The sequence below is a fragment of the Micromonospora sp. RP3T genome (assembly GCF_003027925.1).
Lineage (GTDB): Bacteria > Actinomycetota > Actinomycetes > Mycobacteriales > Micromonosporaceae > Micromonospora.
On the sequence record NZ_PYPS01000005.1, the window covers coordinates 47,453 to 60,683 of the forward strand.

Genomic DNA, 13,231 nt, shown 5'->3' on the forward strand with positions numbered 1-13,231 from the left:
ACTAGTGGCCATGCCCGGCGTCCTTCCAGAAGGCGAACCCGTCCCGCGCGACGGGTCGCTGCCCGCCACCGCCCGCCGCGCCGTCGGCGCCCGGGGCTTCGGCGTGTACGTACACGTTCCGTTCTGCGCCAGCCGGTGCGGTTACTGCGACTTCAACACGTACACCGCCGCGGAGCTGGGCGGCGGGGTGAGCCGGGAGACGTACGCCGACAGCGTGCTGGCCGAGCTGGCGCTCGCCGGCCGGGTGCTCGGCGACACCCCGCCGCCCCGGGTGGACACCGTCTTCGTCGGCGGCGGCACACCCACCCTGCTGCCCGCCGACGACCTGGCCCGGATCCTGGACGCCATCGACCGCACCTGGGGGCTGGCCGCCGACGCCGAGGTGACCACCGAGGCCAACCCCGAGTCGGTCACCCCGGAGTCGCTGAAGACGCTGCGGGCGGCCGGCTACACCCGGATCTCGCTGGGCATGCAGTCCGCCGCGCCGGGCGTGCTCGCCGTGCTCGACCGGCGGCACAGCGCGGGCCGGGCCACCGCCGCCGCCGCCGAGGCCCGCGACGCCGGGTTCGACCACGTCAACCTGGACCTGATCTACGGCACGCCGGGGGAGACCGCGGACGACTTCGCCGCCTCGCTGGCCCAGGTGGTCGACGCCGGCGTCGACCACGTCAGCGCGTACGCCCTGATCGTGGAGGACGGCACCCGGCTGGCCGCGCGGATGCGCCGGGGTGAGCTGCCGTACCCCTCCGACGACGTGGCGGCGGACCGCTACCTGGCCGCGGAGGCGGCCCTGCACGCGGCCGGTTTCTCCTGGTACGAGGTGTCCAACTGGGCCCGCTCCGAGGCGGCCCGGTGCCGGCACAACCTGCTCTACTGGACCGGCGCAGACTGGTGGGGCCTGGGCCCGGGGGCGCACAGCCACGTCGGTGGCGTGCGCTGGTGGAACGTCAAGCACCCGGCCGGGTACGCGGAGCGGTTGGCCGACGGCGCCTCGCCGGCGCTGGCCCGGGAACGGCTCACCGCCGACGAGCAGCACATGGAGGACGTGATGCTGCGGCTGCGGCTGGCGTCCGGGCTGCCGCTGGACGTGCTGGACGAAGCCGGCCGGGCCGGCGCCGAGCGGGCCCGGGCCGGCGGGCTGCTGGACGCCGACGCGTACGCGGACGGTCGTGCCGTGCTCACGCTGCGCGGTCGCCTGCTGGCCGACGGCGTGGTCCGCGACCTGCTGCCCTGACCGGTCCGGCCGGCCCCGCCGCGCGGGACCGGCCGGCGGCCGTCACTTGATCAGGCTGGCCGACATCGGGTAGCGGTAGAGCTGCCCCTCGTTGGCCTTCACGCCGCCCAGGATGCCGAAGATGATGCCGACGATCATGGCGCCGAAGCCGACCACCAGGCCGATCAGGATGCAGGTGAGGATCCAGCCGACCAGCGCGATGATCGACCAGATGAGCTGGAAGTTCAGCGCGGCGACCGCGTGCGCCCGTACGGTCGGGGACTGGTTGCCCCGGGCCAGCAGCGCCACCAGCGGCGCGACCCAGCCCAGCACGCCGCCGCCGATCAGCATTCCGGCCGCGCCGCCGAAGTGCGCCACCAGGGCCCAGGTCTTGTCGTCGTTGTTGGCGTAGCCGGCCGGCGGGCCGTAGGAGCCGCCGGCCGGGTAGCCGCCGCCGGGCGCGCCGTAGCCGGGGGCGCCACCGCCGGGCGCGCCGTAGCCCGGCGTGTCACCGCCGGGCGGGGGATAGCCGCCCGGCGGAGGCTGACCGCCCGGGGGCGGATAACCGCCGGGCGGGGGATAGCCGCCCCCGCCCGGCGCCCCGGACAGTGGTGCGGTGGGGGGCTCGTCGGCCGGCGAGGAGCCGTACGGCGCCGACGGCGGGAACGGGTCGGGCTGGGGGCCCGGGTCCCCAGCTCCGGGAGGGCGAGGAGGTTCAGTCATGGACGTCACGGTAGGTCCCCGGGGCAAGCGGCACCAGGGCTGTTCGGCCTCGACGCGCCGTACTGTGCGCCGGACCGCACCCGGGGTGCGGCGCTGATCATCGCGCCGACGGGGGTGCCGACGTAGACTGGCACTCGCTACAGTCGAGTGCCAGTCGCCCGGCGGATGCCGCGCGTCGCCCGGCCGAGGTGCGTCAGGAGGTGGGGAGATGGGTCTCGACGACCGCAAGCTCGCCGTGCTGCGCGCCATCGTCGAGGACTACGTGGCCACGCAGGAGCCGGTGGGCAGCAAGGCCCTGGTCGAGCGGCACCAGCTCGGCGTCTCACCGGCGACCGTGCGCAACGACATGGCGGTGCTGGAGGAGGAGGGCTACATCCGGCAGCCGCACACCAGCGCCGGCCGGGTGCCCACCGACCGCGGGTACCGCCTCTTCGTCGACCGGCTCTCCCGGGTCAAGCCGCTCAGCCCGGCCGAGCGCCGGGCGATCGAGCGCTTCCTGGTCGGCGCCGTCGACCTCGACGACGTGGTGCACCGCACGGTCCGGCTGCTGGCCCAGCTCACCCGGCAGGTGGCCGTGGTGCAGTACCCGAGCCTGGCCCGTTCCAAGGTGCGCCACCTGGAGCTGGTGCCGATCTCCACCACCCGGCTGATGGTCGTCATGATCGCCGACACCGGGCGGGTCGAGCAGCGGCTGGTCGAGCTGCCCGCCCCGGTCCCCGCCGAGCACGTGACCGACCTGCGCCGGCTGGTCAACGAGAAGTTGGTCGGCAGCCAGCTCGCCGAGACGCCCCCGCTGGTGCAGGCGCTGGTCGAGGAGTCCGCGCCGCACCTGCGCCCGGCCATGACCACGCTCTCCACCGTGCTGCTGGAGACGCTCGTCGAGCGGCACGAGGAACGGATCGCGCTGGCCGGCACCGCCAACCTCACCCGGGGTGGCCTGCTCGACTTCCAGGGCTCGCTGCGCCCCATCCTCGAGGCGCTCGAAGAGGAGGTCGTGCTGCTCAAGCTGATCGGCGAGACCGAGCCGAGCAACACCACCCGGGTGCTCATCGGCGACGAGAACGAGATCGACAATCTGCGGGCCGCCTCGGTGGTCAGCACCGGTTACGGCCCGGGTGCCACGATCGTCGGTGGGCTCGGCGTGCTCGGGCCCACCCGGATGGACTACCCCGGCAATATCGCCATGGTGAGGGCCGTGGCACGCTACGTGGGCGAACTGCTGGCCCAGAACTGACCAGTCAGGGCCGACGGCCGGGAACGGCCGGCGACCGGCGACGCGAGACGAACATGAGGACACCAGACGCAGTGGCCAGGGACTACTACGGAATTCTCGGCGTGAGCCGGGACGCCTCCGACGACGACATCAAGCGTGCCTACCGGAAGTTGGCGCGGCAGTACCACCCGGACGTCAATCCGGACCCGGAGGCACAGGAGAAGTTCAAGGACATCAACGCCGCGTACGAGGTCCTCTCGGACGATCGGAAACGGCAGATCGTCGACCTGGGTGGCGACCCGCTCGCCCCGGGCGGCGGGGGCGCGGGCGCGGGTGGCCCGGGCGGCGCCGGCCCGTTCGTCGGCTTCCAGGACATCATGGACGCGTTCTTCGGCGGCGCGGCGGGCGGCAGCCGGGGTCCCCGGCCGCGTACCCGGCCGGGCGCGGACGCGATCCTGCGGCTGGAGCTGGACCTCAACGAGACCGCGTTCGGCGTCGAGGCGCCGATCACTGTCGACACCGCGGTGCTCTGCACCACCTGCTCCGGCGCCGGCACCGCCGCCGGCACCCACCTGGCCACCTGCGAGGCGTGCGGTGGCCGCGGCGAGGTGCAGTCGGTGCAGCGGACGTTCCTCGGCCAGGTGGTCTCCGCCCGGCCGTGCACCGTCTGCCAGGGCTACGGCACCACGATCCCGCACCCCTGCCCGACCTGCGCCGGGGACGGGCGGGTGCGGACCCGCCGCTCGCTGACCGTCAAGATCCCGGCCGGCGTCGAGGACGGCATGCGGATCCGGCTGGCCCAGCAGGGCGAGGTCGGCCCGGGTGGCGGCACCGCCGGCGACCTCTACGTCGAGATCCACGAGCGGACCCACGACGTCTACTCCCGCAAGGGCGACGACCTGCACTGCCGGGTCACGGTGCCGATGACCGCCGCCGCGCTCGGCACCCGGCTGACCATCAAGACGCTGGACAGCGAGGAGATCGTCGACGTCAAGGCCGGCACCCAGCCCGGCAGCACGATGCGGTTGCGCGCCCGCGGGGTGCCGCACCTGCGCGGCACCGGCCGGGGTGACCTCTACGTCCACCTGGACGTGCGGACCCCGACCAAGCTCGACGCCGACCAGGAGCGGATGCTGCGCGACTTCGCCAAGACCCGCGGCGAGGAGGTCGCCGAGCTGACCAAGCAGGGCGGCTTCTTCTCCCGGATGCGCGACGCCTTCAACGGGCACGCCTGAGGTGTCGGCGCCGCTGTTCCTGGTCGAGGCGCTGCCCACCGGTGACACGGTGACGCTGGACGGCCCGGAGGGCCACCACGCGGCCACCGTGCAGCGGCTGCGCGTCGGCGAGGAACTGCTGCTCGCCGACGGTCGGGGCGGCACCGCCGCCGCCGTCGTCACCGCCGTCGGCCGGGGCACGCTCGACCTGCGCGTCACCTCCCGGGCGTACGCCGACGCGTGCGTCCCCCGGCTGGTGGTGGTGCAGGGGATCGCCAAGGGCGAGCGGGGTGAGCTGGCCGTGCAGGCGATGACCGAGGTCGGGGTGGACGAGATCGTGCCCTGGGCGGCGTCCCGCTCGGTCGCCCAGTGGCGCGGCGACCGGGGCGTCCGGGCCCGGGAGAAGTGGGTGGCCACCGCCCGGGAGGCCGCCAAGCAGGCCCGCCGCCCGTGGCTGCCGGTGGTGGCCGGCGCCCCGGACGAGTCCACCGCCACGGTGGCCCGCCGGATCGCCGGCGCCGGCGCCGCCTTCGTGCTGCACGAGGAGGCCGACGAGCGGCTGACCACCGTCGCGCTGCCGTCGACCGGCGAGATCGTCCTGGTGGTCGGCCCCGAGGGCGGCATCGCCGAGCCGGAGCTGACCGCGTTCCGCGAGGCCGGTGCCCGCCCCGTCCGCCTGGGCCCCTCCGTCCTGCGGACCTCCACCGCCGGCGTGGCCGCCCTGGCCGTCCTCTCCACCCGCCTCCCCCGCTGGTAACCCCCACCCCCACCCCACCTCGCTTGCCGCAGTTTCACGGAAAGAGGGGCTGTTCGCGGCTGGACAGGCACTCTTTCCGTGAAACTGCGCCCCGGTGAGGGGTGGGGGGCGTCAGGTGCGGAGGTAGGAGGCGCCGTTCAGGTCGACGATGGTGCCGGACGCCCATTCCGCGTCGGGGCTGGCCAGCCAGTGGACGGCGGCGGCGATCTCCTCGGGGCGGGCCACCCGGTGGAACGGCGACTGCGCCCGGACCGCCTCGCCGCGCTCGCTCTTGAGGTGCTCGTTGGTCATGTCGGTCTCGACGAAGCCCGGGGCCACGCAGGCCACCCCGATGCCGTACGGCGCCAGCGCCACCGCGAGCGACTGGGCCATCGCGTTCATCCCCGCCTTGCTGGCCCCGTACGCCGGATTGGCAGGTTCGCCCCGGAACGCGCCCCGGGAGGAGACGTTCACGATCCGACCGCCCCGCTCCCGCATGTGCTGGGCAGCGCACCAGGCGGCGTTGGCGGCACCGAGCAGGTTGGTGTCCAGCACCTCGCGCCAGCGCGCGCGCCACTGTTCGTAGCTGCTCTCGAAGACCGGGTGCGGCGGGTCGGCCGGCCCGAACACGCCGGCGTTGTTGACCAGCACGTCGAGACCGCCGAGCAGCCGGGCCGCCTCGTCGACCATGGCCCGTACGGCATCCGGGTCCGCCAGGTCGGCGCGGACCACCACGTGGCCGTCGCCGGGCAGTTCGGCGCGCAACGCCTCGGCGAGCCCGGCCGAGTCCCGGTGGTGGACCGCCACCCGGTCGCCGCCGGCCGCGAACGCCCGCGCCACCGCCCGCCCGATGCCCCGCGAGGCCCCCGTCACCAGTACCGCCCGTCCCGCCATGTCGGCCATCCTGCCGCACCGTTCCGAGGTGTTAAGCGGGGCCCCTTCCTATGCCGGAGGCGTTAAGCAGGGGCCCTTCCTTACACTGCTGCGATGGACTGTCTGTTCTGCCGGATCGTCGCCGGGGAGATCCCCGCCACCATCGTCCGCGAGACCGCCACCACCCTCGCCTTCCGGGACATCGACCCGAAGGCCCCCACCCACGTGCTGGTGATCCCCAAGGAGCACTACGCGGACGTGGCCACGCTCGCCCAGGGCGACCCCACGTTGGCCGGTGAGGTGCTCCACACCGCCGCCCTGGTGGCCGAGGAGGAGGGCCTGACCGTGGACGGGTTCCGCCTCATGTTCAACACCGGCCCGTACGGCGGCCAGGAGGTCTTCCACGTGCACGCCCACCTGCTGGGTGGCGCGCCGCTCGGCCCGATGCTCTGCCGCTGAGGCATGACCTCGATCTCCGACCGGCTCGACCGGATGGCCCGGCGGGCCCAGGCGGACGGGCGGGTCCCGGCGCTGTCGGCGGCGCTGCACCGGGCCGACCGGCCGCTCTGGGCCCGCGCGGTGGGCGGCACCGGCAACGACACCGCGCTTGATCCGGAAAGCGTCTTCCGGATCGGCTCGGTCACCAAGACGTTCACCGCGGTGCTGGTCATGCAGTGCCGCGACGACGGGCTGCTCGACCTGGACGACCCGATCGGGCGGCACCTGGATCTGCCCGCGTACGGCGAGCTGACCGTCCGTCGGCTGCTGTCGCACACCGCCGGCCTGCAACGCGAGCCGTACGGCGACGTGTGGGACACGCTGCGCGCCCCGGCCGTCGACGAGCTGCTGGCCGACCTGGCCCGGGTGGAGCGGGTGCTGCCCACCGGCCGTCGCTTCCACTACTCCAACCTCGGCCTGGCGCTGCTCGGCGAGGCGGTCGCCCGGCGGCGCGGCGGCACCTGGGCCGAGGTGCTCGCCGAGCGGGTGCTCGCCCCGCTGGGGCTGACCGCCACCGGCGTCACGCCGGGGGAGCGGGCCGTCACCGGTTTCCTGGTGGACGCGTACTCCGACGAGGCACACCCGGAACCGCCCGTCGACTTCGGCGCGGTGGCGCCGGCCGCCCAGCTCTGGAGCACCGCGCCGGACATGGCCCGCTGGGCGGCGTTCCTGGCCGACCCGGCCGCGCTGGATCCGGCCGGCGCGGTGCTCGCCCCGACCACCGTCGAGGAGATGCGCTGGCCGCTCACCACCACCGACGAGTCGCTCTGGACGGCCGGCTTCGGGCTCGGGCTGATCCTGGTGCCCCGACCGGGCCGGGTGACCCACGTCGGGCACGACGGGGCGATGCCGGGCTTCCTGGCCGCCGTCTACGGTCGCCGTGGTGGTGAGGGCACGGCCGGGGCGATGGGCTGCGCGGTGCTCGGCTCGTCCGGCACCGGCGTCGAGGTGCTCGACCTGACGCACGAGCTGCTCGCCGCCGCCGCCGAGCACGACCCGGCGGAGATCGAGCCGTGGCGTCCCGGCCCACCCGCCCCGGAACACCTGCGCGGCATGCTGGGCCGCTGGTGGGGCGAGGGGTTCGAGTCCGTCTTCTCCTGGCACGACGGCGCGCTGCGGGCCCGGGGCGCGGACGACCCGGCCGGCAAGCCGCCGTCGGTGTTCGCGCCGCTGCCGGACCGGCCGGACGTGTTCCGCACGGTCTCCGGCCGGGAGGCGGGTGAGCTGCTCCGGCTCACCCGGGACGAGCGGGGCGCGGTGGTCCGGATGCACTGGGCGACCTACCGCTTCACCCGGCGGCAGGAGGCGTTCGGCGGGTACGACTTCCGCGCCGGCGGCTGACCGCAGGGCACCGGAAATGGGCGCGGTGCGTACGGTGCCGACCCGATACGATGGAAGCCACCGTACGCCGCGCCAGCAGGGCCCGGCGCCGAGATCGGAGAGCAGGTGGCGCAGGGCCCGACGGGCCCGACCTATGACCGGCACCCCACCTCCCGACCCGCCCCGGGTGCAGACCAGGATCACGGTCGGAGACCAGAAGATCATGGTGAACCTGCTCGGCGCGGGCGACGAGATCCTGCGTCTCGTCGAACGCTCGGTCAACAGCGACGTCCATGTGCGCGGCAACGAGATCACCATCACCGGTGCGCCCGCCGACAACGCCCTCGCCGAGCGTCTCTTCAGTGAGCTCCTCGAACTGATCGAGAAAGGCGAGACCCTGACCACAGACGCCGTTCGGCGTACCGTCGGCATGCTCGAGCAGGGCGGCGCCGAGCGGCCCGCCGAGGTCCTGACGCTCAACATCCTCTCCCGGCGCGGTCGCACCATCCGTCCCAAGACGCTCGGGCAGAAGCGCTACGTCGACGCGATCGACTCGCACACCATCGTGTTCGGCATCGGCCCGGCCGGCACCGGCAAGACCTACCTGGCGATGGCGAAGGCGGTTCAGGCGCTCCAGGCCAAGCAGGTCAACCGGATCATCCTGACCCGGCCGGCGGTCGAGGCGGGCGAGCGGCTGGGTTTCCTGCCCGGCACGCTGAACGAGAAGATCGACCCCTACCTGCGCCCGCTCTACGACGCGCTGCACGACATGCTCGACCCGGAGTCCATCCCGAAGCTGATGGCCGCCGGCACGATCGAGGTCGCACCGCTGGCATACATGAGGGGCCGGGCACAGCCGTACGACGCGCGGGTGCTGACCCCGGAGGGCTTCCGGCCGTTCGGCTCGCTCCAGGTCGGTGACCTGGTCATCGGCTCGAACGGGACGCCCACGCCGGTGATCGGCATCTATCCCCAGGGCCCGAAGCAGGTCTTCCGGGTCACCACCCAGGACGGCGCGTCCACGCTCTGCTGCGGCGAGCACCTGTGGACCGTCGCCACGCCGGATGACAAGCGGCGCGGCCGGCGGCGGACGATCGAGACGCAGGAGATGATCGGCAAGGAGTGGCGGGGCCACACCCGCCGCTACGAGCTGCCGCTCGTCGCGCCGGTGCAGATGGAGCCGCGGGCGGTTCCGCTCGACCCGTACGCGCTCGGGCTGCTGCTGGGTGACGGGTCGATCTCGTGCCGCACCACGCCGGCCTTCTGCACCGCCGACGCGGAGTTGGCGGTCGCGCTGGAGGAGGCGCTGGCCGACATCGAGCTGGTCCGCAAGAACGACTACGACTACGTCCTCCGGCACGTCAACGGGCATCGCGGCGGCGTCATCGTGGTCAACCCGGTGACGGCGGCTGTCCGGGAGCTGGGGCTGGCCGGGGCCACCTCGGGCACGAAGTTCGTCCCCGAGGTCTACCTGAACAACAGCGTCGGCGTCCGGCTGGCGGTCCTGCAGGGGCTGCTGGACACCGACGGTGGGCCGGTCGTCCAGGCCGGGCGCACCTGCCGGGTGCAGTACACGACCACGTCCGCCCAGTTGGCGGACGACGTGGTCCACCTGGTCGAGTCGCTCGGCGGGGTGGCCACGGCGCGGGTCCGTCCGGCCGAGGGCCGCAAGCCCGGTCTGGCGAAGGGGCACCCGGTTCCGTACCGTTCCGACGCCTACGTCGTGGAAATCCGTCTTCCGGCCGACGTCGCGCCGTTCCGCCTGTCGCGCAAGCGCCGGGTCTACGACGAGCACGGCGGCGGTCGGCCGATGCGGTTCATCGACTCCATCATCCCGGCCGGGGTGCAGGAGACGATGTGCATCCAGGTCGCTGCGGAGGACTCGCTCTACGTGACCGACAACTTCCTGGTCACCCACAACACGCTCAACGACGCTTTCATCATCCTGGACGAGGCGCAGAACACCACGCCCGAGCAGATGAAGATGTTCCTCACCCGGCTCGGCTTCAACTCCAAGATCGTGGTCACCGGCGACATCACCCAGGTGGACCTTCCCGGCGGGACGAGCAGCGGCCTGCGGGTGGTCCGGGAGATCCTGAACAACGTCGAGGACGTGCACTTCGCGCAGCTCTCCAGCTCCGACGTGGTCCGCCACAAGCTGGTCGGTGAGATCGTCGACGCGTACGCCCGCTGGGACGCCGAGCGGGAGAACCAGCAGGCGCAGAGCGTGCACGCCGTGCCGGGGCGGACCGCCCAGGGCGGCCGGGCCGGTCGGCGCCGCTAACCACCAGAGGAAGACAGTTGTCCATCGAGATCGCCAACGAGTCCGGTGTCGCCGTCGACACCGACGCCGTGCTCGCCGTCGCCCGGCACGCCCTCGACGAGATGGGGGTCAACCCGCTCGCCGAGCTCTCCGTGCTGCTGGTCGACATCGAATACATGTCGGAGCTGAACCACCGCTGGATGGGCGGTGACGGCCCGACCGACGTGCTCGCGTTCCCGATGGACGAGGGGAGCGTCGACCACGGCCCGGGCGAGAGCAGCCCGGCCGGCGGCGAGCCGGCCCTGCTCGGCGACATCGTGCTCTGCCCGGAGGTGGCCGCCAAGCAGGCGGCCACCGCCGGGCACTCCGCCGCCGACGAGCTGCACCTGCTCACCGTGCACGGCGTGCTGCACCTGCTCGGCTACGACCACGCCGAGCCCGAGGAGGAGCGGGAGATGTTCGGTCTCCAGGCCCGGCTGCTGGCCAGCTGGCGGTCGACCCGGTCCCGGTGATGGTCACTCTCGCGGCGGCGGCCCCGGCCGGCCTGCCCGATCTTCAGCTCCTGTTCTTCGGGGCCGGGCTGGTGGTGCTCGCCGGCCTGATCGCGATGACCGAGGCGGCGCTGGCGGCGGTCTCCCCGGCGCGCGCGGCCGAGCTGGCCCGCGACGGGGCACGCGGCGCGCGTGCCCTCCAGGCGGTCGCCGGCGACGTGGTCCGCCACCTCAACCTGCTGCTCCTGCTCCGACTGCTGGCCGAGTTGACCGCCACCACGCTCGTCGCGCTGGTGGCGGTGGACACGTTCGGCGCCGGCTGGCGGGCGGCCCTGGTCACCGCCGGGGCGATGACTGTGGTCAGCTTCGTGGTGGTCGGTGTCGCGCCGCGCACGCTGGGCCGGCAGCACGCCTACGCGGTCGGCCGGGCGGTCGCGCCGCTGGTGCGCTGGTTGGGGCGCGCGCTCAACCCGCTGGCGTCGCTGCTGATCCTGATCGGCAACGCGGTGACCCCGGGCAAGGGCTTCCGCGAGGGGCCGTTCGCCACCCAGGTGGAACTGCGTGAGCTGGTCGACCTGGCCGAGCAGCGCGGCGTGGTGGAGCACGGCGAGCGTCAGATGATCCACTCGGTCTTCGCGCTCGGCGACACGATCGCCCGTGAGGTGATGGTGCCGCGTACCGAGATGGTGTGGATAGAGGAGCGTAAGACGCTCGCGCAGGCGTTGGCGCTCTTCCTGCGGTCCGGCTTCTCCCGTATCCCGGTGATCGGCGAGAACGTCGACGACGTGCTCGGCGTGCTCTACCTCAAGGATCTGATCCGGCGGACCCAGGGTGACCGGGGGGCGCGGCAGATGCCGGTGGCCGAGCTGATGCGCCCGGCGACGTTCGTACCGGAGTCCAAGCCGGTGGACGACCTGCTCTCCGAGATGCAGGCGGCCCGGAACCACCTGGTCATCGTGGTCGACGAGTACGGCGGCACCGGCGGGCTGGTCACCATCGAGGACATCCTGGAGGAGATCGTCGGTGAGATCACCGACGAGTACGATGTCGAGCGCCCACCGGTGGAGCATCTGCCGGACGGGGCTGTGCGGGTGACCGCCCGGCTGCCGGTGGAGAATCTGGGCGAGCTGTTCGACACCGACCTGCCCACCGACGAGGTGGAGACGGTCGGTGGCCTGCTCGCCCAGGCGCTCGGCCGGGTGCCCATCCCGGGCGCCGAGGCCGAGGTGGCCGGTCTGCGGCTGATCGCCGAGGGCACCACCGGCCGACGCAACCGGATCGACACCGTGCTGGTGAGCCGGTCCGAGCCGGGTTCCGCGCCGGACGGCGCGGGGCGGCCCGATCCGACCGAGTCCCGTGGCAACCACAACCGTTCCGAGGAGAGGCAACCCGCCGATGCCTGATTCACCCGCCGTGCCGGCCGCCCGGCCCACCCCCGCCGATCCGGCCGAGCTGAGCGCCGAGGACGGCAAGCTGGTCGTGCTGGCCCGGGGCGCCCGGGGTCGGGTGGGGGCCGTGGAGGGCGCGGCGGTCCGCGACCAGGACGGCCGGACGTACGCGGCGGCCAGCGTGGCGCTGCCGTCGCTGACCCTGACCGCGCTCCAGTTGGCGGTCGCCTCGGCGGTGGCCGCGGGCGCGAGCCGGCTGGAGGCCGCGGTGGTGGTGACCGAGGCGTCGACGCTGGACGGCGCCGGGCACGCCGCGGTGCGTGACCTCTCCGCCGACGCGCCGATCCACGTGGCCGCGCCGGACGGTTCGGTGCTCGGCACGGTGGTCGAGTGACCGCCCCCGTGGATCGCCCGTACCGGGCCGGTTTCGCCTGTTTCGTCGGCCGGCCGAACGCCGGTAAGTCGACGCTGACCAACGCAATCGTCGGCACCAAGATCGCCATCACGTCGAGCAAGCCGCAGACCACGCGGCACGTCATCCGGGCGGTGCTGCACCGGCCGGAGTCGCAGCTCGTGCTGGTCGACACGCCCGGCCTGCACCGTCCTCGCACGCTGCTCGGCGAGCGCCTCAACGACCTGGTCCGGGAGACCTGGAGCGAGGTCGACGTGATCGGCCTCTGCGTGCCCGCGAACGAGCCGGTGGGCCGGGGCGACCGGTTCATCACCGGCGAGCTGGCCAGCCTCAAGGCGACAGTGCTGGCCGTGGTCACCAAGACCGACCTGGTGGACAAGAAGCGCCTGGCCGAGCAACTGCTCGCGGTGAGCGAGCTGGGCGAGTTCGCGGCCGTGGTACCGGTGAGCGCGGTCTCCGGCCACCAGGTCGACACGCTCGTCGACGTGATGACCGGCTACCTGCCGGAGTCGCCCCAGCTCTACCCGGACGACATGCTCACCGAGGACCCGGAGCAGGTGCTCGTCGCCGAGCTGGTCCGGGAGGCGGCGCTGGAGGGGGTCCGGGACGAGCTGCCGCACTCCATCGCCGTGGTGGTGGAGGAGATGATCCCGGAGGGCAACCTCACGAAGATCTACGCGGATCTCTACGTGGAGCGGTCCAGCCAGAAGGCGATCGTCATCGGTCACCGGGGCAGCCGGCTCAAGCACGTCGGCACCACCGCGCGCCGGCAGATCGAGGAGCTGTTGGGCACCCGGGTCTACCTGGACCTGCACGTGCGGGTGGCGAAGGACTGGCAGCGCGACCCGAAGCAGTTGCGCAAGCTCGGCTTCTGAGGGCCGGATCAG

Annotated in this window: 12 protein-coding genes and 3 pseudogenes; 13 read left to right on the forward strand and 2 right to left on the reverse strand. The window is 73.4% G+C overall.

Annotated features, from left to right (window positions below):
* Window positions 1-10 precede the first annotated feature (10 nt).
* The gene (gene hemW / locus C8054_RS05915) at window positions 11-1,234 is read left to right on the forward strand and encodes a radical SAM family heme chaperone HemW (protein ID WP_199199571.1); all 1,224 of its coding nucleotides are present in this window, start codon (window positions 11-13) and stop codon (window positions 1,232-1,234) included.
* Between the two features lie 42 nt (window positions 1,235-1,276).
* On the opposite strand, the gene C8054_RS05920 is transcribed toward hemW, so the two are convergent.
* Complete coding sequence (locus C8054_RS05920; protein ID WP_107155703.1) at window positions 1,277-1,936, reverse strand: DUF4870 domain-containing protein; 660 nt, start codon at window positions 1,934-1,936, stop codon at window positions 1,277-1,279.
* A gap of 208 nt (window positions 1,937-2,144) precedes the next feature.
* Here C8054_RS05920 and hrcA point away from each other — a divergent pair, with 208 nt between their 5' ends.
* The 3 genes from hrcA to C8054_RS05935 all read left to right on the forward strand — a co-directional run bounded on the left by hrcA (window position 2,145) and on the right by C8054_RS05935 (window position 5,120).
* On the forward strand, window positions 2,145-3,170 hold the full coding sequence (gene hrcA / locus C8054_RS05925) for a heat-inducible transcriptional repressor HrcA (protein ID WP_107155704.1): 1,026 nt from the start codon (window positions 2,145-2,147) through the stop codon (window positions 3,168-3,170).
* Between the two features lie 71 nt (window positions 3,171-3,241).
* Window positions 3,242-4,384 carry a molecular chaperone DnaJ gene (gene dnaJ, locus C8054_RS05930; protein ID WP_199199573.1) on the forward strand — a complete coding sequence of 381 codons (1,143 nt, stop codon included), beginning with the start codon at window positions 3,242-3,244 and terminating at the stop codon, window positions 4,382-4,384.
* A gap of 1 nt (window position 4,385) precedes the next feature.
* Window positions 4,386-5,120, forward strand: a complete 735-nt coding sequence (locus C8054_RS05935) for a 16S rRNA (uracil(1498)-N(3))-methyltransferase (protein ID WP_107155706.1) — start codon at window positions 4,386-4,388, stop codon at window positions 5,118-5,120.
* 111 nt (window positions 5,121-5,231) lie between these two features.
* Here C8054_RS05935 and C8054_RS05940 read toward each other — a convergent pair whose 3' ends face one another.
* Window positions 5,232-5,993, reverse strand: a complete 762-nt coding sequence (locus tag C8054_RS05940; protein ID WP_107155885.1) for an SDR family NAD(P)-dependent oxidoreductase — start codon at window positions 5,991-5,993, stop codon at window positions 5,232-5,234.
* Window positions 5,994-6,086: 93 nt separating this feature from the next.
* Here C8054_RS05940 and C8054_RS05945 point away from each other — a divergent pair, with 93 nt between their 5' ends.
* From C8054_RS05945 to era, 9 genes and pseudogenes are all read left to right on the forward strand, one after another.
* A complete protein-coding gene (locus tag C8054_RS05945; protein ID WP_107155707.1) occupies window positions 6,087-6,431 on the forward strand; it encodes a histidine triad nucleotide-binding protein in 345 nt (114 codons plus the stop codon).
* Between the two features lie 3 nt (window positions 6,432-6,434).
* Complete coding sequence (locus C8054_RS05950) at window positions 6,435-7,811, forward strand: serine hydrolase (protein WP_107155708.1); 1,377 nt, start codon at window positions 6,435-6,437, stop codon at window positions 7,809-7,811.
* A gap of 133 nt (window positions 7,812-7,944) precedes the next feature.
* Window positions 7,945-8,640 (forward strand): annotated as a pseudogene (locus C8054_RS32555) (PhoH family protein); the annotation flags it as partial.
* 324 nt (window positions 8,641-8,964) lie between these two features.
* Window positions 8,965-9,399 (forward strand): annotated as a pseudogene (locus C8054_RS32560) (LAGLIDADG family homing endonuclease); the annotation flags it as partial.
* A gap of 312 nt (window positions 9,400-9,711) precedes the next feature.
* Window positions 9,712-10,074, forward strand: a pseudogene (locus C8054_RS32565) (PhoH family protein); the annotation flags it as partial.
* 17 nt (window positions 10,075-10,091) lie between these two features.
* Window positions 10,092-10,565 (forward strand): rRNA maturation RNase YbeY, encoded by a 474-nt coding sequence (gene ybeY, locus C8054_RS05960; protein WP_107155710.1) that lies wholly within the window; start codon window positions 10,092-10,094, stop codon window positions 10,563-10,565.
* Entirely contained in the window at window positions 10,541-11,947 is a 1,407-nt protein-coding gene (locus C8054_RS05965; protein WP_199199575.1) for a hemolysin family protein, read from the forward strand. Before ybeY ends, C8054_RS05965 begins: the two co-directional genes overlap by 25 nt.
* Window positions 11,940-12,326, forward strand: coding sequence for a cytidine deaminase (locus tag C8054_RS05970; protein ID WP_107155712.1), 387 nt, complete (start codon window positions 11,940-11,942; stop codon window positions 12,324-12,326). The genes C8054_RS05965 and C8054_RS05970 overlap by 8 nt, the downstream gene beginning before the upstream one ends.
* Window positions 12,323-13,219, forward strand: a complete 897-nt coding sequence (era, locus tag C8054_RS05975) for a GTPase Era (RefSeq protein WP_107155713.1) — start codon at window positions 12,323-12,325, stop codon at window positions 13,217-13,219. Before C8054_RS05970 ends, era begins: the two co-directional genes overlap by 4 nt.
* Window positions 13,220-13,231 lie beyond the last annotated feature (12 nt).

What these genes read in the sequence shown, in the direction of transcription:
- hemW (WP_199199571.1), top strand. Translation starts at nt 11, where the DNA reads ATGCCCGGCGTCCTTCCAGAAGGCGAACCCGTCCCGCGCGACGGGTCG.
- C8054_RS05920 (WP_107155703.1), bottom strand. Translation starts at nt 1,936, where the DNA reads ATGACTGAACCTCCTCGCCCTCCCGGAGCTGGGGACCCGGGCCCCCAG.
- hrcA (WP_107155704.1), top strand. Translation starts at nt 2,145, where the DNA reads ATGGGTCTCGACGACCGCAAGCTCGCCGTGCTGCGCGCCATCGTCGAG.
- C8054_RS05940 (WP_107155885.1), bottom strand. Translation starts at nt 5,993, where the DNA reads ATGGCGGGACGGGCGGTACTGGTGACGGGGGCCTCGCGGGGCATCGGG.
- C8054_RS05945 (WP_107155707.1), top strand. Translation starts at nt 6,087, where the DNA reads ATGGACTGTCTGTTCTGCCGGATCGTCGCCGGGGAGATCCCCGCCACC.
- C8054_RS05950 (WP_107155708.1), top strand. Translation starts at nt 6,435, where the DNA reads ATGACCTCGATCTCCGACCGGCTCGACCGGATGGCCCGGCGGGCCCAG.
- C8054_RS05970 (WP_107155712.1), top strand. Translation starts at nt 11,940, where the DNA reads ATGCCTGATTCACCCGCCGTGCCGGCCGCCCGGCCCACCCCCGCCGAT.